At 71.2% G+C, this 19,271-nt stretch carries 15 protein-coding genes; 7 read left to right on the top strand and 8 right to left on the bottom strand.

Annotated elements, in window-relative coordinates:
- Positions 1-50 precede the first annotated feature (50 nt).
- From trpB to lgt, 4 genes are all read left to right on the top strand, one after another.
- Positions 51-1,334 carry a tryptophan synthase subunit beta gene (trpB, locus tag ABT254_RS16450; RefSeq protein WP_351469679.1) on the top strand — a complete coding sequence of 428 codons (1,284 nt, stop codon included), beginning with the start codon at positions 51-53 and terminating at the stop codon, positions 1,332-1,334.
- The gene (gene trpA / locus ABT254_RS16445) at positions 1,331-2,167 is read left to right on the top strand and encodes a tryptophan synthase subunit alpha (RefSeq protein ID WP_351469676.1); all 837 of its coding nucleotides are present in this window, start codon (positions 1,331-1,333) and stop codon (positions 2,165-2,167) included. Before trpB ends, trpA begins: the two co-directional genes overlap by 4 nt.
- A gap of 108 nt (positions 2,168-2,275) precedes the next feature.
- Complete coding sequence (locus ABT254_RS16440) at positions 2,276-3,049, top strand: DsbA family protein (protein WP_351469673.1); 774 nt, start codon at positions 2,276-2,278, stop codon at positions 3,047-3,049.
- Positions 3,050-3,131: 82 nt separating this feature from the next.
- The gene (lgt, locus tag ABT254_RS16435) at positions 3,132-4,142 is read left to right on the top strand and encodes a prolipoprotein diacylglyceryl transferase (protein WP_351469670.1); all 1,011 of its coding nucleotides are present in this window, start codon (positions 3,132-3,134) and stop codon (positions 4,140-4,142) included.
- Between the two features lie 57 nt (positions 4,143-4,199).
- Here the strand turns inward: lgt and ABT254_RS16430 are convergent, their stop codons facing one another.
- From ABT254_RS16430 to ABT254_RS16395, 8 genes are read right to left on the bottom strand one after another with little or no spacing between them, the layout of a single operon-like run.
- A complete protein-coding gene (locus ABT254_RS16430) occupies positions 4,200-5,027 on the bottom strand; it encodes an HpcH/HpaI aldolase/citrate lyase family protein (RefSeq protein WP_351469667.1) in 828 nt (275 codons plus the stop codon).
- On the bottom strand, positions 5,024-5,167 hold the full coding sequence (locus ABT254_RS16425; protein WP_351469664.1) for a hypothetical protein: 144 nt from the start codon (positions 5,165-5,167) through the stop codon (positions 5,024-5,026). The genes ABT254_RS16430 and ABT254_RS16425 overlap by 4 nt, the downstream gene beginning before the upstream one ends.
- Positions 5,164-6,354: a CaiB/BaiF CoA transferase family protein gene (locus ABT254_RS16420; protein WP_351469662.1), complete on the bottom strand. Its 1,191-nt coding sequence runs from the start codon at positions 6,352-6,354 to the stop codon at positions 5,164-5,166. The genes ABT254_RS16425 and ABT254_RS16420 overlap by 4 nt, the downstream gene beginning before the upstream one ends.
- Entirely contained in the window at positions 6,351-6,521 is a 171-nt protein-coding gene (locus ABT254_RS16415; RefSeq protein ID WP_351469659.1) for a hypothetical protein, read from the bottom strand. The genes ABT254_RS16420 and ABT254_RS16415 overlap by 4 nt, the downstream gene beginning before the upstream one ends.
- Entirely contained in the window at positions 6,518-7,969 is a 1,452-nt protein-coding gene (locus tag ABT254_RS16410; protein ID WP_351469657.1) for an ADP-ribosylglycohydrolase family protein, read from the bottom strand. The genes ABT254_RS16415 and ABT254_RS16410 overlap by 4 nt, the downstream gene beginning before the upstream one ends.
- Positions 7,957-9,123, bottom strand: a complete 1,167-nt coding sequence (locus tag ABT254_RS16405; protein WP_351469654.1) for an ADP-ribosylglycohydrolase family protein — start codon at positions 9,121-9,123, stop codon at positions 7,957-7,959. Before ABT254_RS16405 ends, ABT254_RS16410 begins: the two co-directional genes overlap by 13 nt.
- Before the next feature lie 8 nt (positions 9,124-9,131).
- Positions 9,132-10,670 carry an ADP-ribosylglycohydrolase family protein gene (locus ABT254_RS16400; RefSeq protein ID WP_351469651.1) on the bottom strand — a complete coding sequence of 513 codons (1,539 nt, stop codon included), beginning with the start codon at positions 10,668-10,670 and terminating at the stop codon, positions 9,132-9,134.
- Positions 10,667-11,776 carry an ADP-ribosylglycohydrolase family protein gene (locus ABT254_RS16395; RefSeq protein ID WP_351469648.1) on the bottom strand — a complete coding sequence of 370 codons (1,110 nt, stop codon included), beginning with the start codon at positions 11,774-11,776 and terminating at the stop codon, positions 10,667-10,669. The genes ABT254_RS16400 and ABT254_RS16395 overlap by 4 nt, the downstream gene beginning before the upstream one ends.
- Before the next feature lie 276 nt (positions 11,777-12,052).
- On the opposite strand from ABT254_RS16395, the gene ABT254_RS16390 reads away from it, so the two are divergent.
- The 3 genes from ABT254_RS16390 to ABT254_RS16380 all read left to right on the top strand — a co-directional run bounded on the left by ABT254_RS16390 (position 12,053) and on the right by ABT254_RS16380 (position 19,245).
- Positions 12,053-12,784: a VIT1/CCC1 transporter family protein gene (locus tag ABT254_RS16390; RefSeq protein WP_351469645.1), complete on the top strand. Its 732-nt coding sequence runs from the start codon at positions 12,053-12,055 to the stop codon at positions 12,782-12,784.
- A gap of 403 nt (positions 12,785-13,187) precedes the next feature.
- Positions 13,188-17,789 carry a glutamate synthase large subunit gene (gene gltB / locus ABT254_RS16385; RefSeq protein ID WP_351469642.1) on the top strand — a complete coding sequence of 1,534 codons (4,602 nt, stop codon included), beginning with the start codon at positions 13,188-13,190 and terminating at the stop codon, positions 17,787-17,789.
- Complete coding sequence (locus ABT254_RS16380) at positions 17,782-19,245, top strand: glutamate synthase subunit beta (protein WP_351469639.1); 1,464 nt, start codon at positions 17,782-17,784, stop codon at positions 19,243-19,245. Before gltB ends, ABT254_RS16380 begins: the two co-directional genes overlap by 8 nt.
- Positions 19,246-19,271 lie beyond the last annotated feature (26 nt).

The following is a 19,271-nucleotide window of genomic DNA, read 5'->3' as shown; positions in this document are numbered from 1 at the left end:
CCACGGCGATTAGTGCTCTGCTCAAACACCATTCACCGTGAGGTTTCCGCATGCCCAGCGACTTCTTCATCCCCGACCCGGAGGGTCAGGTCCCCACCCCCGAAGGCTACTTCGGCGCATTCGGCGGCAAGTTCATCCCGGAGGCCCTCGTCGCCGCCGTGGACGAGGTGGCCGTCGAGTACGACAAGGCCAAGCACGACCCCGAGTTCGCCCGCGAGCTCGACGACCTGCTGGTCCACTACACCGGCCGCCCCAGCTCCCTCACCGAGGTCCCCCGCTTCGCCGAACACGCCGGCGGCGCCCGGGTGTTCCTCAAGCGCGAGGACCTCAACCACACCGGCTCCCACAAGATCAACAACGTGCTGGGTCAGGCCCTGCTCACCAAGCGCATGGGCAAGACCCGCGTCATCGCCGAGACCGGCGCCGGCCAGCACGGCGTCGCCACGGCGACCGCCTGCGCGCTGTTCGGTCTCGAGTGCACGATCTACATGGGCGAGATCGACACCAAGCGCCAGGCCCTGAACGTGGCCCGTATGCGCATGCTCGGTGCCGAGGTCGTCGCCGTGAAGTCCGGCAGCCGTACGCTCAAGGACGCCATCAACGAGGCCTTCCGTGACTGGGTCGCCAACGTCGACCACACCCACTACCTGTTCGGTACGGTCGCCGGCCCGCACCCCTTCCCGGCCATGGTCCGCGACTTCCACCGCGTGATCGGCGTCGAGGCCCGCCGCCAGCTCCTCGAGCAGGCCGGACGCCTGCCCGACGCGGCCATCGCCTGCGTCGGCGGCGGCTCCAACGCCATCGGCCTCTTCCACGCCTTCATCCCGGACGCGTCCGTACGCCTCATCGGCTGCGAGCCGGCCGGCCACGGCGTGGAGACCGGCGAGCACGCGGCGACCCTGACCGCGGGCGAGCCCGGCATCCTGCACGGCTCCCGTTCCTACGTCCTGCAGGACGAGGAGGGCCAGATCACCGAGCCGTACTCGATCTCGGCCGGTCTGGACTACCCGGGCATCGGCCCCGAGCACTCCTACCTCAAGGACAGCGGCCGCGGCGAGTACCGCGCGGTCACCGACGACGCGGCGATGCAGGCCCTGCGCCTGCTGTCGCGCACCGAGGGCATCATCCCGGCCATCGAGAGCGCGCACGCGCTGGCCGGTGCCCTGGAGGTCGGCAGGGAGCTGGGCAAGGACGGCCTGCTCGTCGTCAACCTGTCCGGCCGCGGCGACAAGGACATGGACACGGCCGCCCGGTACTTCGGCCTGTACGACACCGACGCCGAGGTCGCCGCCAACGAAGCCGACGTCGCGGAGATCGAGGGGGACGCCAAGTGAGCGGCGCTGCATTGAACCGTGACAAGGGCCAACTGCTGTCCGACACCCTCGCCGCCGCGAAGGCGGAGGGGCGCGCCGCACTCATCGCCTACCTCCCCGCCGGGTTCCCGACCGTGGACGGCGGCATCGAGGCGATCAAGGCCGTCTTCGACGGTGGTGCGGACGTCGTCGAGGTCGGGCTGCCGCACAGCGACCCCGTCCTCGACGGCCCCGTCATCCAGACCGCGGACGACATCGCCCTGCGCGGCGGAGTCAAGATCGCCGACGTCATGCGCACGGTCCGCGAGGCGCACACGGCCACCGGGAAGCCGGTGCTCGTGATGACGTACTGGAACCCGATCGACCGCTACGGCGTCGAGCGCTTCACCACCGAGCTCGCCGAGGCCGGCGGCGCGGGCTGCATCCTGCCCGACCTGCCGGTGCAGGAGTCGGCCCTGTGGAGGGAGCACGCCGAGAAGCACGGGCTCGCCACGGTCTTCGTGGTCGCGCCCAGCAGCAAGGACGCGCGGCTCGCGCAGATCACCGCGGCGGGCAGCGGGTTCGTGTACGCCGCCTCGCTGATGGGCGTCACCGGCACCCGTGAGTCGGTGGGCGCGCAGGCCCAGGACCTGGTGGAGCGCACCCGCGCCACCGGCTCCGACCTGCCCGTCTGCGTCGGGCTCGGGGTCTCCAACGCGGAGCAGGCCGCCGAGGTGGCCGGCTTCGCCGACGGCGTGATCGTCGGCTCGGCCTTCGTCAAGCGGATGCTGGACGCGCCGGACGACGCGGCCGGTGTCGAGGCCGTCCGCGCACTCGCCGGTGAGCTCGCGAAGGGCGTGCGCGGACAGGCGTAGCCGGGCAGTTCATCTCATACGGGTCCGCTCATTTCATACGGGTCCTCCGAACGAGTGGATCTGGGGCCGGGGAGGCGCATTGCGCCTCCCCGGCTTCGTTCTGGGGGTGTGAGCGAGAAGAACCGTGACGGAAAGCGCACCGCCCGGGAGCGGCTGGCGGTCGAGCGTGAGAAGCAGAAGGCCGCGGAGAAGCGACGGCGGACGCTGATCGTGGGCGCGAGCGTGGTCTGCGTCCTGGGCCTCGCGGCGGTGATCGGGGTGGTCGCCGCCAACGCGGGCAAGGACAAGGAGAAGAGCTCGGGCCCGGTCGTGGCGCCTTCCGGGGCGCAGGGCAAGGACGGCCTCGCGATCGCCGTGGGCAAGGACGCCGCCAAGCCGACGCTCACCATCTGGGAGGACTTCCGCTGCCCGGCCTGCCAGGCCTTCGAGACGGTGTACCGCCCGACGCTCCATGAGCTGACCGACTCCGGCAAGCTCAGAATCGAATACCACCTGGTCCGGCTCATCGACGGCAACCTCGGAGGCAGCGGCTCGCTGCGCGCGGGCAACGCCGCCGCGTGTGCGCAGAACGCCGGAAAGTTCCGCGACTACCACGACGTGCTCTACGAGAACCAGCCCAAGGAGACCGTCGACACCTTCGCGAACAACGCCAAGCTGATCGACCTGGCCCGCAAGGTGGGCGGCCTCGACACGGCGGCCTTCCGCAAGTGCGTCAACGACGGCAGGCACGACAGCTGGGTCGACAAGTCGAACGCCGCCTTCAAGGCCGGCCGTTTCAGCGGGACACCGACCGTGCTGCTCGACGGAAAGAACATCTACCAGGACCAGACGCTCACCCCCGCGAAGCTGAAGCAGATGGTGCTGGCGGCGAACAAGGGGTAAGAGTTTCACGCCCGCCCGTTATGGACCCGTAGCCGGGCTGCCTGCCGTCGGCCCGGCCCGGCACGGTAGCGTCGACCTTGCCATGGAACTTGCCTACATTCCCAGCCCGTCGCACGGGGTCTACCACCTCGGCCCCATCCCGCTGCGCGGCTACGCGTTCTGCATCATCATCGGCGTCTTCGTCGCGGTCTGGCTCGGCAACCGGCGCTGGATCGCCCGCGGCGGGCGGGCCGGCACGGTGGCCGACATCGCTGTCTGGGCGGTGCCCTTCGGCCTGGTCGGCGGTCGCCTCTACCACGTGATCACGGACTACGAGCTGTACTTCAGCAAGGGCCGTGACTGGGTGGACGCCTTCAAGGTGTGGGAGGGCGGCCTCGGCATCTGGGGCGCGATCGCGCTCGGTGCGCTCGGCGCCTGGATCGGCTGCCGCCGCCGGGGCATCCCGATGCCCGCGTACGCCGACGCCGTCGCCCCCGGCATCGCCTTCGCACAGGCCATCGGCCGCTGGGGCAACTGGTTCAACCAGGAGCTGTACGGCAAGGAGACGAACGTTCCCTGGGCGCTGCACATCACGTCCTCCGCGGACGGCCGGGTGCCCGGGTACTACCACCCGACCTTCCTCTACGAGTCGCTGTGGTGCATCGGCGTCGCGCTGCTCGTGATCTGGGCCGACCGCCGCTTCAAGCTGGGACACGGCCGGGCGTTCGCGCTGTACGTCGCCGCGTACTGCGTCGGCCGGGCGTGGATCGAGTACATGCGCGTCGACGACGCCCACCACATCCTGGGCCTGCGTCTCAACGACTGGACCGCGGGGATCGTGTTCCTGCTCGCCGTGGCCTACATCGTGGTGTCGGCGAGGAAGCGGCCCGGCAGGGAAGCAGTGGTCGAGCCGGGTGCCGCGGAGGAGGCGGCCGAGGCCGACGGCGAGACCGCCGTGGCCCTGGACAAGGACGAGGCGGACTCCTCGGCGTCGAAGGAGTCGGACGCGGAGGGCTCCGCCGCAAAACCGGAGGAATCCGAAGACGCCGAGGCCGAGGCGCAGGGCAGCGCGGACAAGGCGAAGGACAGCGCCGAGTCGGCCAAGAAGAGCTGACTGTTCGGTCGTACGTCGACGGGGGCGCCCGGGCCACGAGGTCCGGGCGCCCCCGTTTCAGTTGCGGCGGGCGAGTGACAGCGTGCGGTGCGCTGCCGCCACCACCGCCGCGTCGATGAACCTCCCGTCCGGCAGGGCCTGGGCGCCCTGCTGGGCCATCGCCGCCTTGACGATCGTCTCGGCCTCCTCGACCTCCCGCTCGGTGGGGAGGTAGGCCCGTTCGATGATGGGGAGCTGGCGGGGGTGGATGGCCGCGCGGCCCAGGAAGCCGAGGGTGCGGCCGTGGGCGCAGGAGGCCGCCAGGCCCTCCAGGTCGCGGATGTCCGGGTGGACCGACTGCGGTGCCGGGGGCAGGCCCGCCGCCCGGGCTGCGACGACGATCCGGGAGCGGCACCAGTCGAGGCCCGCGTCCTCGCGTACGCCCAGGTCGGCCCGTAGGTCCGCCTCTCCGAGGGCGATGCCGTGCAGGGCCGGGTGGGCGCAGGCGATGGCGTGGGCGTGTTCGACGGCCAGGGCGGATTCCAGGAGGGCGTACAGAGCGGGCGCACCGCCGGCCGACGTGGAGCGTTCCGCGGTACGGATGATCTGCTCCGGGGAGGTGACCTTCGGCAGGCGCAGCCCCGAGAGCCCGGGCCGTCCGGCCACCGCCTCCAGGTCCCGGGGCGCCAGCGGGCCGTCCAGGGCGTTCACGCGGACATGGACCGGGACCGGCTGCGCATCGGAGAGGAGTTCGGCGGTGGCCGCGCGGGCGTACTCCTTGCGATCCGGGCCGACCGCATCCTCCAGGTCGATGACGACGACATCGGCACCGGCGACCAGAGCCTTGGCGACCACGTGCGGGCGGTCTCCGGGGGCGTAGAGCCAGGTGAGCGGGGGTGTGGTCATACGGCGCCCTCCTCGCGTGGGGGCGCGGGTTCGGTCGGGGACGGGGCGGCGTCGGTCGGGGTGGCTGTGGTGGCGGTGTCGTGGGGGCGGGGTGCCGGGCGGATCGTGGCGGAGAGGGAGGAGAGGACGTTCTGCGTCATACGGCGCCCTCCTCGCGGAGGGTGGTCAGGTCGGTGGGGGTCAGGCCGAGGTCGGTCAGGACGGCTTCCGTGTCGGCGCCGTGGGGGCGGCCCGCCCAGCGGATCGTGCCGGGGGTGGCGGAGAGGCGGAAGAGGACGTTCTGCATGCGCAGGGGGCCCAGGTCCGGGTCGTCGAGGGTGGTGAGGGTGTCCAGGGCCGCGTACTGCGGGTCGGTCATCACGTCCCGTACGTCCTGGATGGGCGCGACCGCGGCCTCGGCCTTCTCGAAGGCCGCGAGGACCTCGTCACGGCTGCGCTCGGCGATCCAGCTGCCGACGGCCTCGTCCAGGACGTCGGAGTGCCGGGCGCGGTCGGCGCCCGTCGCGAACCACGGCTCGTCGATCAGCTCGGGGCGGCCCACCAGGCACATGACGCGTTCCGCGACCGACTGCGCGGAGGTCGAGACGGCGACCCAGGTGCCGTCGGCGGTGCGGTAGGTGTTGCGGGGCGCGTTGTTGGCGGACCGGTTGCCGGTGCGCTGCTGCACGTAACCCAGCTGGTCGTACCAGGTCGGCTGGGGGCCGAGGACGGTGAGGATCGGCTCGATGATCGCCATGTCGACGACCTGCCCCTCGCCGGTGCGCTCACGGGCGGACAGTGCGGTCATGACGGCGTAGGCGGTGGCCAGACCGGCGATGGAGTCGGCGAGGCCGAAGGGCGGCAGCGTCGGAGGTGCGTCCGGTTCGCCGGTGATCGCGGCGAAGCCGCTCATGGCCTCGGCGAGGGTGCCGAAGCCGGGGCGGTGCGCATACGGGCCGAACTGGCCGAAGGCGGTGACCCGGGTGAGGATCAGGCGGGGGTTGGCGGCGGACAGCTCCGCCCAGCCCAGGTCCCACTTCTCCAGCGTGCCGGGGCGGAAGTTCTCGATGACGACGTCGGCGGTGGCGACGAGCCGCAGCAGCGTGGAGCGGCCGCCCGGTTTCGACAGGTCGAGGGTGATGGTGTGCTTGTTGCGGCCGAGGACCTTCCACCAGAGGCCGACGCCGTCCTTCGACGGGCCGTGGCCACGGGAGGGGTCGGGCTTCGCAGGGTGCTCCACCTTGATGACCTCCGCGCCGAAGTCGCCGAGCATCGTGGCGGCGAGCGGGCCGGCGAAGAGGGTGGCGAGGTCGAGGACGCGCAGGCCGGTCAGCGGGGCTTCGTTCATGACGCGAACTGCGCTTCGCTCTCCGGGCGGCAGGGCATCGACGCCGATGCACCGGGCCGCTGGACGGAGGGCACGGTGGCCGCACGGGCCGTGGCGATCGCCCGGGCCTTCCCGGTGTAGGTGACGAGGTCCATGTTCCTGCTGCCCAGTACGACGATGTGGGTCATGGGCGGGATGCCTCCCGGTGGGTGAGGTGGGCCAGGGCGTCGAAGCCGATGCCGTTGAAGTCGCCGATGGAGGTGGCGAGGCGGTTCTTGAGGGGGGTCGTCCAACGGTCGGGGAGGGCGTTGGGGCTGCCGGTGAGGAGGGCGGCGATGCTGCCTGCCGTGGCGCCGTTGGAGTCCGTGTCCCAACCGCCGGACACGGCACGGCAGATGGAGCCGGTGAAGTCGCCGTCCGCGTGGGTGAGGGCGGCGGCGATCAGGGCCGTGTTGGGGACGGCGTGGACCCAGTGGTGGGTGCCGGCGTGGGTGGCGTGGAGCTCGTCCACGACGGTGTCGAAGTCGGCGTGCCTCTCGGCGAGTCGGACGGCGTGGCGGACGGCTCGGGCCAGGCGGGAGTGGGGTGGGACCACCGTGAGGCCGGTGCGGAGGCAGGCGTGGACGTCGTGGGTGGCGGTGGCCGCCTGCGCGATGGCGGCCGCCGTGAACATCGCCGCGTAGACGCCGTTGGCGGTGTGGGTGAGGGTGGCGTCGCGGTGGGCCTGTTCCGCTGCGGCGGCCGGGTTGCCGGGGTTGGTCCAGCCGTGGACGTCGGCTCGGATGAGGGCGCCGATCCATTCGCGGAAGGGGTTGCGGTGGCGGGCCGTGTGGGGTGGCTCCAGGCCGAGGAGGAGGTTGCGGTAGGCGATGCGTTCGGCGGTGAAGGTGCGGCCTGCGGGGAGTTCGGAGAGCCAGAGGGCGGCTGCGTCGGTGGTGGTGAAGTGTCTGCCGTGACGTTGCAGCAGGAGGAGGTTGAGGAGGGGGTAGTTGAGGTCGTCGTCCTCGGGCATGCCGTCGATGTTCTCGGCGAGGGAGGTTGTTGCCGAGCGGCGGTTCCAGGGGTGCTGTGAGAGGAGGTCTTCTGGGACGCCGTGGGCGGTGAAGTAGGTGTTCAGTGGCCAGTTGCCGGTGGCTTGCGCCAGTTGGCGGATGGCCTCCAGGGGGAGCTTTTCCACGGGTTTGCCCAGGAGGCAGCCGACTGCTCGGCCCAGCCAGGCGGCTTCCAGGCGGGCCTGGGTGGGGGCGCCGTGGGGGGTGGGGGCGCTCGCCGGCGTCGGCCGGGTGCCGCTTTCTTTGGGGCGGGAGCCGCCCAAGCAGCACGACTGCTCGCAGCTACGCGGGTCTCCAGCGGTCGGCCAGTCTGGGCACAGGGACTTGATCCTTGCCAGGTCTGTTGGTTCGGTGTCCGCCAATCTGCTTGGCAGGTCCGCCAGTTCGTCCAGCAAGTCCTTTGCCAGCAGTCGTAGATAGCGCGATGCCGGTTTCGTTGATGCGCCCGCGTGCAGCGGGGCCTCCGTGCCGCCCGCGGCCTTCCATCTCGCTGCGATCGCCGACGGTTCGCGGCCGTCCAGGGTCGCCTGGCGCAGTTCGTGGCCGATCAGGTCCTCCGGCTGGACCCAGGTCAGTCGGAGCATCTTGGGTCTCCGAGGTCGAGGAACGCCGACTCGTGGGCCCTGCGGCGATGTACGTCCCGTTCGAAGATCTCGCGGGTCACGGCGGTGAGCGTCGCCGCCGGTTGCCACAGGTCCAGGCGGCTCGCCTCCGCGACCTGCTTCGACCAGTCCTCCGGGACCGGGGAACCCAGGGCCCCGGCCAGCGCGCCGGTCATCGTCGCGATCGAGTCGCAGTCGCGGCCGTAGTTCACCGCGCCCAGGACCGCGTGGCGGTAGTCGCCGCGGGAAACCAGCAACATGCCCAGGGCGACCGGGAGTTCCTCGATCGAATGGAGGCGGGACGGGCGGCGGGCTCCGAGGGACGGGGCGCGGTAGTCCGGGCCGACCGTGTCGTAGGGGGCGACCGCTTCCCGTAGCGGAATCAGGGCCGATTCGAAGTCCGTGTGGCGGGACGCCTCTTCGCAGACCTTCTCGATCGCCGTGCGGGTGCCGTCCTTCGCGAGGGAGAGGGCCGTGGTGACGATCGAGTCCGGGGTTGCCCCGGGGGTGGCCGCGGCGGCCACCGCGGCCGCGAGGACGCCTGCCGCCTCGCGGCCGTACGAGGACTGGTGGGCGCCGGCGATGTCGATCGCCTCGGCGTAGGCGGCCGGGGGGTTGGCCGCGTTCACCAGGCCCACCGGGGCCATGTACATCGCCGCACCGCAGTTGACGATGTTGCCCGTGCCGGCCTCACGGGGGTCGACATGGCCGTAGTGGAGGCGGGCCACCAGCCATTTCTCGGCGAGGAAGATGCGGTGCAGGGGGAGGGCTTCCTGCTCCAGTTCCGGGATCCAGCGGGGGGTCGTCATCAGGTCCGGGACCAGGTGGTCCGCGATCGCGTACGCGTCGAGGTGGTCGCGGACCCGGTCGTAGACCCGGATCAGGGCGTGCGTCATCAAGGTGTCGTCGGTGACGTGGCCGTCGCCCTTGTGGTACGGCGCGAGGGGGCGGGCCGTGCGCCAGGACTCGCCGTTCCAGGGGCCGACGATGCCGTGGACGCGGCCGCCGTGGCGTTCGAGGATCTGGTCGGGGGAGTAGCCCTCGACGGGGCCGCCGAGGGCGTCGCCCACCGCCGCGCCCACGAGGGCCCCGGTGATCCGGTCCTCGAGGCTGGTTTTGGGGTTTTTGAACCTCATGGCCCGAATCATCCTCCTGGCGGGGCCGGTTGTGTGGCTTCCAGGAGTTCGGCGAGTTCCACCAGGTCGGTGCCGGTGAGGCGGGGGAGTGCGCAGCCGGAGAGGGTGCGGCAGGCCTCCCGCCAGGACCGCGGGATCGATGCGCTGCCGCCCAGCGCGCCGGTCAGGGCGCCCGCCAGGGCCGGGGCCGAGTCGGCGACGCGGGAGAGGCAGGCCGCGGCCGGTACCGCTTCGGCGATACGGCCGTTCGACGCGGCGGTCAGGGCCAGGGCCACCGGGACCGTTTCGGCCGCGGCGATGCCGTAGCTGTAGACGTGGTCGACGATCTGGTGTTCCAGGAGCGGGATCAGGGTGAAGGCGGTCTCGGCGTCGGCGGCCAACTCGAGTGCGTGGCGGGCGTTGCGGCCGATCTCCGTGGTCTCGGGGAGTTCGGCGAGGGCCGCATCGACGCAGGTCTCGACGTCCGCGCCGGACAGTGCCAGGGCGAGTGCCGCCGCCATGGCCCGGGCGCCGTGCACTCCGTCGCCGTCCTGGGTGTAGCGGGCGTCGAACTCGGCGAGGTCGGCGGCGAGTCGGGGCTCGCCGGGGTGGGCCACGGCGAGCACGCAGGCCCGTACGCAGGCCGCGTCGTCGAAGTAGTGGGGGTTGTCGTGGCCGGTGGCGGGCGGGCGCAGGCCGGTGGCGAGGTTGCCGAGACCGGCGCGGACGGAGATACGGGCGCGAAGGGGGAGGACGGCGGACTCGACCTCCGGGGCGCGGTCCGCGGCGGCGGCCACCTCGCTGGCGAGGGCGTTCCAGGTGAGGTCGATGGCGGCTCTGGTACGGCGTTGTCGGCTGAGGTCGCCGAGCGCGGTGTCGTCGCCGGCGCGCAGGAGTGCCTCCGCGGCGAAGGCCGCCCACTCGGCGTCGTCGGAGGGGCCGAGGCGGAGGGGCTCGGGGGGTTGGTTCAGGGCGATGGGGACGGGGAGGGTGGTGGTGGCGTTCTGTTCCGCGAAGGTGTCGAGTTCGCGGGTGAGGCGGCGGGTCCACTCGGGCATACGGGCGGCTCGGTGGCGGGCGGCGGGCCAGCCGGCGGCGTCGCCCGCGGCCAGGCCGAGCAGGAGCCCGACGGTTCTTCCGGCCTGGGCGGTGCCCTGCGGGTGCCGGGGCGCGGTCGCCTCTGCGGGGCCTTGCGGGTGCCGGGGCTTGGCCGCCCCTGCGGTGCCCTGCGGGTGCTGGGGCCCGGCCGCCTCGGCTTCGCCATCGGCGGATCGGCTCCCACCCGCACCACCCGTGCGACTTTCGTCGTCGGGTGCGGGTGGCTCCTGTGGTGAGTTCTCGCCGTCGGCGGCTGCGGGGTCGGCCGTGCGTGGTTTGTGGTCGGATGTGGCTGGCCCCTGTGTGGGGCTGTCGTCGTTGGCGGGAGCGGGCGGCCCCTGCCGACGGGCCTCGGCCTCGTTCGCCGTGGGGGCAGCTGGGTGCGCTTCCGTCTTGGAGGCACGTGGGCCCTGGGGGGTGGGGTCGGTCGGCTCTGTCGTTCCCTCGTTCCAGGGGGCGGGCGGGCTCATGAGGGCGTCTCCGTCTCGTCGGTCGCGGCCAGGGTGAAGGCGGTGGGATCCGGGAGCGGGAAGTTCGTGCGCCCCAGCACGTCCGGTGTGGGTTTCCGTGCGGCCGCGCCCTCGTCCGGGACCAGGCGGTCCGCCACCTCCAGTACGTGGTGGCCCGCCATGGCCGGCAGGCAGCTGCCCCGGGCCGGGCCGATGGCCGCTGCCCAGGCCGGTGGGATTGCCGAGACCCCCTGGGTTGCTCCGGCCAGTGCGCCCGCCACCGCTGCCGTGGTGTCCGCGTCCCGGCCCATGTTGACCGCCGTGAGGACCGCGTCGCGGAAGTCGCCGTCCGCCGCCGCGTAGGCGCCGAAGGCCAGGGCGACCGCCTCGGGGGCCAGGTCGGTCCAGGGGTAGCCGCCGATGACGACCGCCGAGCGGACCGCCCGTTCGCCGCGATGGGCCACCGCCACCGCTCGGCGCAGCGAGCGGGCCGTCCAGGAGTCGTCCGGGACGACGGCCAGGGCGGAGGCCACGACGGCGATCGTCGGTGCGCCCGCCATCGCCGCGGCGACGCCCGCCGCGACCGCCTGGCCGCCGTAGATGCCCTCGCCGTCATGGCTCACCGAGCCGTCGATCCCCGCCAGCCGGGCCGCCTCGGCGGGACGGCCCGCGGCGAAGACGCCGAAGGGCGCCGCGCGCATCGCCAGGCCGTCGCTCCAGGCGTGGCGATGCTGGGCCGAGATGGGGGCAGCAAGGCCCCGGCGGAGGTTCTCCAGGGTGCCGCGTTCGCTGAAGCCCGCGCCGCGGAACGGGCCTTCCTCGCGGTCCGCGATCCACTCGTGCCAGGCCGCCTCCACGTGTGAAGGAGTGAGCGCGGAGCCGTGCCTGGCCAGCAGCAGGCCGGAGAAGATCGCGTACTCGGTGTCGTCCGTGCCGGCCGGCTTGTCCGTCACATAACCGGTGATGCGGCCCCAACGGGCGCGGATCTCCGACGGCTTCAGGTTCTCCGCCGGGGCCCCGAGGGCGTCGCCGACCGCCAGGCCCAGTAGCGCGCCGCGTGCCCGCTCGCGGAGGTCGGTGGCGTTCCCGGGCGAGGGGACCGAGGGAGTGCAGGCGATCGATGCCATACGCGGCCTCTTCGGGGAGGGGGCTCGCACAGGGCGCGAACCCTTTGCCCATGTGTCCCACCGTCGGCGGTTGACCTGCGCCTGGGACGGAGCCAAGTCACCCGGTCGACATCTGCGCGCAGCCGCGCACGAGTGAGCATGGAGAGGTAAAGCCGCAGGTTAGCCGAGCCTTTCCTTGCTGGCGGGCGGGGAATTCGGGGCGTAGGTTTGCTGTTGTCGAAGAGTAGAACTTGTCCAAAGTTAGCTTTGGCTTGGCTTCCCTGGGGGACTCCCGCAATGGCGATCATCGAGACCGAGGCCGCGCTGCACGTGGCGCACCGCGACAACCACACGCACCGGGATGTGAACGGCGGCTGGCTGCGGCCCGCCGTTTTCGGTGCGATGGACGGGCTGGTCTCCAACCTCGCGCTGATGACCGGCGTCGCGGGCGGGGCCGTGAGCCAGCAGACCATTGTCCTGACCGGGCTTGCGGGGCTCGCCGCCGGTGCCTTCTCGATGGCCGCCGGTGAGTACACCTCCGTCGCCTCGCAGCGTGAGCTCGTCGAGGCCGAGCTGGATGTGGAGCGCGGGGAGCTGAGGAAGCACCCGCAGGACGAGGAGGCCGAGCTCGCGGCGCTCTACGAGGCCCGTGGCGTCGAGCCGGAGCTGGCGCGGGAAGTGGCCCGCCAGCTGTCGAAGGACCCCGAGCAGGCCCTGGAGATACACGCCCGCGAGGAGCTCGGCATCGACCCCGGGGATCTGCCCTCGCCGCTCGTCGCCGCCGTGTCCTCCTTCGGTTCCTTCGCGCTGGGCGCCCTGCTGCCCGTACTGCCGTACCTGCTCGGTGCGACCGCGCTGTGGCCGGCCCTGCTGCTCGCGTTCTTCGGGCTGTTCGCCTGCGGTGCCGTGGTGGCCAAGGTGACCGCGCGGACCTGGTGGTTCAGCGGGTTCAGGCAGCTCGCCCTGGGTGCCGCGGCGGCCGGTGTGACGTACGCCCTGGGCATCGCGTTCGGAACGGCCGTAGGATAGGGCGGCTACAAGTTATGCGTTGGGCCGCATAAGTAGCCGTTACTCGCTGGTTTCGAATGCTTAACCACTGGGCATGAGCCGTAAGCGCTGTGGGCAATGAGGCCTGCCGCGCATCCGCGGGAAGGGCGACGCAGCCCTCCCCGACTTTCGGGCCGAGGGACATCGATCTGTCCCGCTCGGTCCCCATAGCTTCCACCGCAGGCGCGGTACCCGCACTGCAGCCGCGCGGTGTCCGCATGCTGGAACGGAATATCCCGGTTCCCGAGAACCGCTCCATCATGTAACCTGCACGAAATTTTGCACCCAGCAGAGGGCCAACGTCGTCCCTCGGCAATATGCGCCCCCAGAGCCTCAAGAGCCTGGGAGGTGCCCCCAGCCACTTGAGACGACGACGGGAGAGCCGATGCGTACGCCGCGCCAGCCGTCCCAGCACTCCGCGGATGGCCAGAACTGGTCCTTCATGGATGCTCGCCCTGCTGCGCAGGGTATGTACGACCCCCGCAACGAACGCGACGCGTGCGGCGTCGGCTTCGTGGCGACCCTCACCGGCGAGGCGTCCCACACCCTGGTCGAGCAGGCCCTGACAGTGCTGCGCAACCTCGAGCACCGCGGCGCCACCGGCTCCGAGCCCGACTCGGGCGACGGCGCCGGCATCCTCTCCCAGGTCCCCGACACCTTCTTCCGCGAGGTGGCCGGATTCGAGCTGCCCGCGGCCGGTGCCTACGCCGTCGGCATCGCCTTCCTGCCGGAGGACGGCACGACCGAGGCCGTCTCGCAGATCGAGACGATCGCCGCCGACGAGGGCCTCACCGTCCTCGGCTGGCGCGAGGTGCCGGTCGCGCCCGAACTGCTCGGCGCCACCGCCCGTTCGACGATGCCCGCCTTCCGGCAGATCTTCGTCACGGACAACGGCGCTGTGCCTGCTACGGGTATCGCCCTCGACCGCAAGGCCTTTGTGCTGCGCAAGCGCGCCGAGCGTGAGGTCGGTGTCTACTTCCCGTCGCTCTCCGCGCGCACCATCGTCTACAAGGGCATGCTGACCACCGGCCAGCTGGAGCCCTTCTTCCCGGACCTCTCCGACCGCCGCTTCGCGTCGGCCATCGCGCTGGTCCACTCGCGCTTCTCCACGAACACCTTCCCGTCGTGGCCGCTCGCGCACCCCTACCGCTTCGTCGCGCACAACGGTGAGATCAACACCGTCAAGGGCAACCGCAACTGGATGGTCGCCCGCGAGTCGCAGCTGGTCTCCGACCTGTTCGGGGAGAACGGTCTGGAGCGCGTCTTCCCGATCTGCACGCCGGACGCCTCCGACTCCGCGTCCTTCGACGAGGTGCTCGAACTCCTGCACCTGGGCGGCCGTTCCCTGCCGCACTCCGTGCTGATGATGATCCCGGAGGCGTGGGAGAACCACGACTCCATGGACCCGGCCCGCCGCGCCTTCTACAACTTCCACTCCACGATGATGGAGCCCTGGGACGGCCCGGCCTGTGTCACCTTCACCGACGGCAAGCAGGTCGGCGCGGTCCTCGACCGCAACGGCCTTCGCCCCGGCCGCTACTGGGTCACCGACGACGGCCTGGTCGTCCTCGGCTCCGAGGTCGGCGTCCTCGACATCGACCCCTCCAAGGTCGTCCGCAAGGGCCGGCTGCAGCCCGGCAAGATGTTCCTCGTCGACACGGTCGAGCACCGCATCATCGAGGACGACGAGATCAAGGCGGCCCTCGCCGCCGAGCAGCCGTACGCCGAGTGGATCGAGGCCGGTGAGATCGAGCTGGGCGACCTGCCCGAGCGCGAGCACATCGTCCACACCCACGCCTCGGTCACCCGCCGCCAGCAGACCTTCGGTTACACCGAGGAGGAGCTGCGCGTCATCCTCGCGCCGATGGCCAAGGCCGGTGCCGAGCCGATCGGTTCGATGGGCACGGACAGCCCGATCGCCGCGCTCTCCGAGCGCCCGCGGCTGCTGTTCGACTACTTCACCCAGCTGTTCGCGCAGGTCACCAACCCGCCGCTGGACGCCATCCGCGAGGAGCTCGTGACCTCGCTGCGCAGCTCCCTCGGTCCGCAGGGCAACCTGCTCGACCCGACGGCCGCCTCGTGTCGCAGCGTCGTCCTGCCCTTCCCGGTGATCGACAACGACGAGCTGGCCAAGCTCATCCACATCAACGCCGACGGCGACATGCCCGGCTTCAAGGCCGCGACGCTCTCCGGCCTGTTCCGGGTGTCCGGCGGTGGCGACGCCCTCGCCGCACGCATCGAGGAGATCTGCGCCGAGGCCGACGCGGCCATCGAGAACGGCGCCCGGCTGATCGTCCTGTCGGACCGCCACTCGGACGCCGAGCACGCGCCGATCCCCTCGCTGCTGCTCACCGCGGCCGTCCACCACCACCTCATCCGCACCAAGCAGCGCACCCACGTGGGCCTGCTGGTCGAGGCCGGCGACGTCCGCGAGGTCCACCACGTCGCGCTGCTCATCGGCTTCGGCGCCGCGGCCGTCAACCCGTACCTGGCGATGGAGTCCGTCGAGGACCTGGTCCGCGCGGGCACCTTCCTCTCGGACATAGAGCCCGAGCAGGCCATCCGCAACCTGATCTACGCCCTCGGCAAGGGTGTTCTGAAGGTCATGTCCAAGATGGGCATCTCGACGGTCGCCTCCTACCGCGGCGCCCAGGTCTTCGAGGCCGTCGGTCTCGACGAGGCCTTCGTCGAGAAGTACTTCAACGGCACGGCCACCAAGATCGGCGGCGTCGGCATCGACGTCATCGCCAAGGAGGTCGCCGCCCGTCACGCGAAGGCGTACCCGGCGAGCGGCATCGCGCCCGCGCACCGTGCCCTCGACATCGGCGGCGAGTACCAGTGGCGCCGCGAGGGTGAGCCGCACCTGTTCGACCCGGAGACGGTCTTCCGTCTCCAGCACTCCACCCGCACCGGCCGCTACGACGTCTTCAAGAAGTACACCCAGCGCGTCAACGAGCAGTCCGAGCGCCTGATGACGCTCCGCGGGCTCTTCGGCTTCAAGTCGGACCGTCCCTCGATCTCCATCGACGAGGTCGAGCCGGTCTCCGAGATCGTCAAGCGCTTCTCCACCGGTGCCATGTCGTACGGCTCCATCTCGCGCGAGGCGCACGAGACGCTCGCCATCGCCATGAACCAGCTGGGCGGCAAGTCCAACACCGGTGAGGGCGGCGAGGACCCGGACCGTCTCTACGACCCGGCCCGGCGCAGCGCCATCAAGCAGGTGGCCTCCGGCCGCTTCGGCGTGACCTCCGAGTACCTGGTCAACGCCGACGACATCCAGATCAAGATGGCCCAGGGCGCCAAGCCCGGCGAGGGCGGCCAGCTGCCCGGCCACAAGGTCTACCCGTGGGTCGCCAAGACGCGTCACTCGACGCCGGGCGTGGGCCTCATCTCCCCGCCGCCGCACCACGACATCTACTCGATCGAGGACCTCGCCCAGCTGATCCACGACCTGAAGAACGCGAACCCGCAGGCGCGGATTCACGTGAAGCTGGTCTCCGAGGTCGGTGTCGGCACGGTCGCCGCGGGTGTCTCCAAGGCGCACGCGGACGTGGTCCTGATCTCGGGTCACGACGGTGGCACGGGTGCCTCCCCGCTGACCTCCCTGAAGCACGCGGGCGGTCCTTGGGAGCTCGGTCTCGCCGAGACCCAGCAGACGCTGCTGCTCAACGGCCTGCGCGACCGCATCGTCGTCCAGACCGACGGTCAGCTGAAGACCGGCCGTGACGTCGTCATCGCCGCGCTGCTCGGTGCCGAGGAGTTCGGTTTCGCGACCGCGCCGCTCGTCGTCTCCGGCTGCGTCATGATGCGCGTCTGCCACCTGGACACCTGCCCGGTCGGCATCGCCACCCAGAACCCGACCCTCAGGGACCGGTTCTCCGGCAAGGCCGAGTACGTCGTCAACTTCTTCCAGTACATCGCCGAAGAGGTCCGCGAGCTCCTCGCCGAGCTGGGCTTCCGCTCCATCGAGGAGGCCGTCGGCCACGCCGAGGCGCTCGACGTCACGCGTGCCGTCGACCACTGGAAGGCACAGGGCCTGAACCTGGAGCCGCTGTTCCACGTTCCCTCGCTGCCCGAGGGCGCGGTGCGCCACCAGGTCATCGCCCAGGACCACGGCCTGGAGAAGGCGCTCGACAACGAGCTGATCAAGCTCGCCGCCGACGCCCTGGCCGCGGACTCCGCGACCGACGCCCAGCCGGTGCGCGCCCAGGTCGCCATCCGCAACATCAACCGCACGGTCGGCACCATGCTCGGCCACGAGGTGACGAAGAAGTTCGGTGGCGCGGGCCTGCCCGACGACACCATCGACATCACCTTCACCGGCTCCGCGGGCCAGTCCTTCGGCGCCTTCCTGCCGCGCGGTGTCACGCTGCGCCTGGAGGGCGACGCCAACGACTACGTCGGCAAGGGCCTCTCCGGCGGCCGTGTGATCGTCCGCCCGGACCGGGGCGCCGACCACCTCGCCGAGTACTCGACGATCGCGGGCAACACCATCGCCTACGGCGCGACCGGCGGCGAGCTGTTCCTGCGCGGCCGTACCGGCGAGCGGTTCTGCGTCCGCAACTCCGGTGCCACGGTCGTCTCCGAGGGCGTGGGCGACCACGGCTGCGAGTACATGACCGGCGGTCGCGCGGTGGTCCTCGGCGAGACGGGCCGCAACTTCGCGGCCGGTATGTCCGGCGGTATCGCGTATGTGATCGACCTGAACGTCGACAACGTCAACGTCGGCAACGTCAGCGCCGTCGAGGCCCTCGACGACACCGACAAGCAGTGGCTGCACGACGTGGTGCGCCGCCACCAGGAGGAGACCGGCTCCACGGTCGCCGAGAAGATCCTCGCCGAGTGGGACACCGCGGTGGACCGCTTCAGCAAGATCATCCCCAGCACGTACAAGGCAGTGCTCGCCGCCAAGGACGCCGCCGAGCAGGCGGGACTCTCCGAGTCCGAGATCACCGAGAAGATGATGGAGGCGGCGATCAATGGCTGACCCGAAGGGCTTCCTGAACCACGGCCGTGAGGTCGCCAAGTCCCGTCCCGTCGGCGAGCGTCTGAAGGACTGGAACGAGGTCTACGTCCCCGGTTCCCTGCTGCCGATCATCAGCAAGCAGGCCAGCCGGTGCATGGACTGCGGCATCCCCTTCTGCCACAACGGCTGTCCGCTGGGCAACCTCATCCCCGAGTGGAACGACTACGCCTACCGCGAGGACTGGTCGGCCGCCTCGGAGCGTCTGCACGCGACGAACAACTTCCCGGAGTTCACGGGCCGGCTGTGCCCCGCTCCGTGCGAGTCGGCGTGTGTGCTGGGCATCAACCAGCCGCCGGTGACCATCAAGAACGTCGAGGTCTCGATCATCGACAAGGCGTGGGAGACCGGTGACGTCGCCCCGCAGATCCCCGAGCGCCTCTCGGGCAAGACGGTCGCGGTCATCGGCTCGGGCCCGGCGGGTCTGGCCGCCGCCCAGCAGCTGACCCGGGCCGGTCACACGGTCGCCGTCTACGAGCGCGCGGACCGCATCGGAGGCCTTCTCCGGTACGGCATCCCCGAGTTCAAGATGGAGAAGCGGCACATCAACCGCCGCATCGAGCAGATGCGCGCGGAGGGCACCCGCTTCCGTACGGGCATCGAGATCGGCCGTGACCTCAAGGCGACCGACCTGAAGAAGCGCTACGACGCCATCGTCATCGCCGCCGGTGCGACGACCGCCCGTGACCTCCCGGTCCCCGGCCGCGAGCTCAAGGGCATCTACCAGGCGATGGAGTACCTGCCCCTGTCGAACAAGGTCCAGGAGGGCGACTACGTCACCTCCCCGATCTCGGCCGAGGGCAAGCACGTCGTGGTCATCGGCGGCGGCGACACCGGCGCGGACTGCGTGGGCACCGCCCACCGCCAGGGCGCGGCCTCCGTCACGCAGCTGGAGATCATGCCCCGCCCGGGCGACGAGCGGAACCCGGTCTCCCAGCCGTGGCCGACCTTCCCGATGCTCTACAAGGTCACGTCCGCGCACGAGGAGGGCGGCGAGCGGGTCTACTCCGTCTCCACCACCCACTTCGAGGGCGACGAGGACGGCAACGTCCAGTGGCTGCACCTGACCGAGGTGGAGTTCATCGACGGCAAGCTGACCCCGAAGCCGGGCACGGAGCGCAAGATCCCCGCCCAGCTGGTCACCCTGGCGATGGGCTTCACGGGCACCGACCGGGAGAACGGCCTGGTCGAGCAGTTCGGCCTGGAGCTCGACGAGCGCGGCAACATCGCCCGCGACGCCGACTTCCAGACCAACGTCCCCGGCGTGTTCGTCGCCGGTGACGCGGGCCGCGGCCAGTCCCTCATCGTGTGGGCGATCGCGGAGGGCCGCTCGGCCGCCCGCGGCACCGACCGCTTCCTGACGGGCGCCAGCGACCTGCCGGCCCCGATCCGCCCGACGGACCGGGCCCTGATGGCCTGACGGTCCCTCATATACGTCCCGTACAA

Source organism: Streptomyces sp. NPDC001137, from assembly GCF_040298885.1.
In the GTDB taxonomy this organism is placed as follows: domain Bacteria; phylum Actinomycetota; class Actinomycetes; order Streptomycetales; family Streptomycetaceae; genus Streptomyces.
This window is presented reverse-complemented; position numbering and strand designations above follow the sequence as displayed.

Bases quoted from the DNA above. Each gene is read 5' to 3' on its own strand.
- trpB (WP_351469679.1), top strand. From the start codon at position 51: ATGCCCAGCGACTTCTTCATCCCCGACCCGGAGGGTCAGGTCCCCACC.
- lgt (WP_351469670.1), top strand. From the start codon at position 3,132: ATGGAACTTGCCTACATTCCCAGCCCGTCGCACGGGGTCTACCACCTC.
- ABT254_RS16430 (WP_351469667.1), bottom strand. From the start codon at position 5,027: ATGACCACACCCCCGCTCACCTGGCTCTACGCCCCCGGAGACCGCCCG.
- ABT254_RS16425 (WP_351469664.1), bottom strand. From the start codon at position 5,167: ATGACGCAGAACGTCCTCTCCTCCCTCTCCGCCACGATCCGCCCGGCA.
- ABT254_RS16420 (WP_351469662.1), bottom strand. From the start codon at position 6,354: ATGAACGAAGCCCCGCTGACCGGCCTGCGCGTCCTCGACCTCGCCACC.
- ABT254_RS16415 (WP_351469659.1), bottom strand. From the start codon at position 6,521: ATGACCCACATCGTCGTACTGGGCAGCAGGAACATGGACCTCGTCACC.
- ABT254_RS16410 (WP_351469657.1), bottom strand. From the start codon at position 7,969: ATGCTCCGACTGACCTGGGTCCAGCCGGAGGACCTGATCGGCCACGAA.
- ABT254_RS16405 (WP_351469654.1), bottom strand. From the start codon at position 9,123: ATGAGGTTCAAAAACCCCAAAACCAGCCTCGAGGACCGGATCACCGGG.
- ABT254_RS16400 (WP_351469651.1), bottom strand. From the start codon at position 10,670: ATGAGCCCGCCCGCCCCCTGGAACGAGGGAACGACAGAGCCGACCGAC.
- ABT254_RS16395 (WP_351469648.1), bottom strand. From the start codon at position 11,776: ATGGCATCGATCGCCTGCACTCCCTCGGTCCCCTCGCCCGGGAACGCC.
- ABT254_RS16390 (WP_351469645.1), top strand. From the start codon at position 12,053: ATGGCGATCATCGAGACCGAGGCCGCGCTGCACGTGGCGCACCGCGAC.
- gltB (WP_351469642.1), top strand. From the start codon at position 13,188: ATGCGTACGCCGCGCCAGCCGTCCCAGCACTCCGCGGATGGCCAGAAC.
- ABT254_RS16380 (WP_351469639.1), top strand. From the start codon at position 17,782: ATGGCTGACCCGAAGGGCTTCCTGAACCACGGCCGTGAGGTCGCCAAG.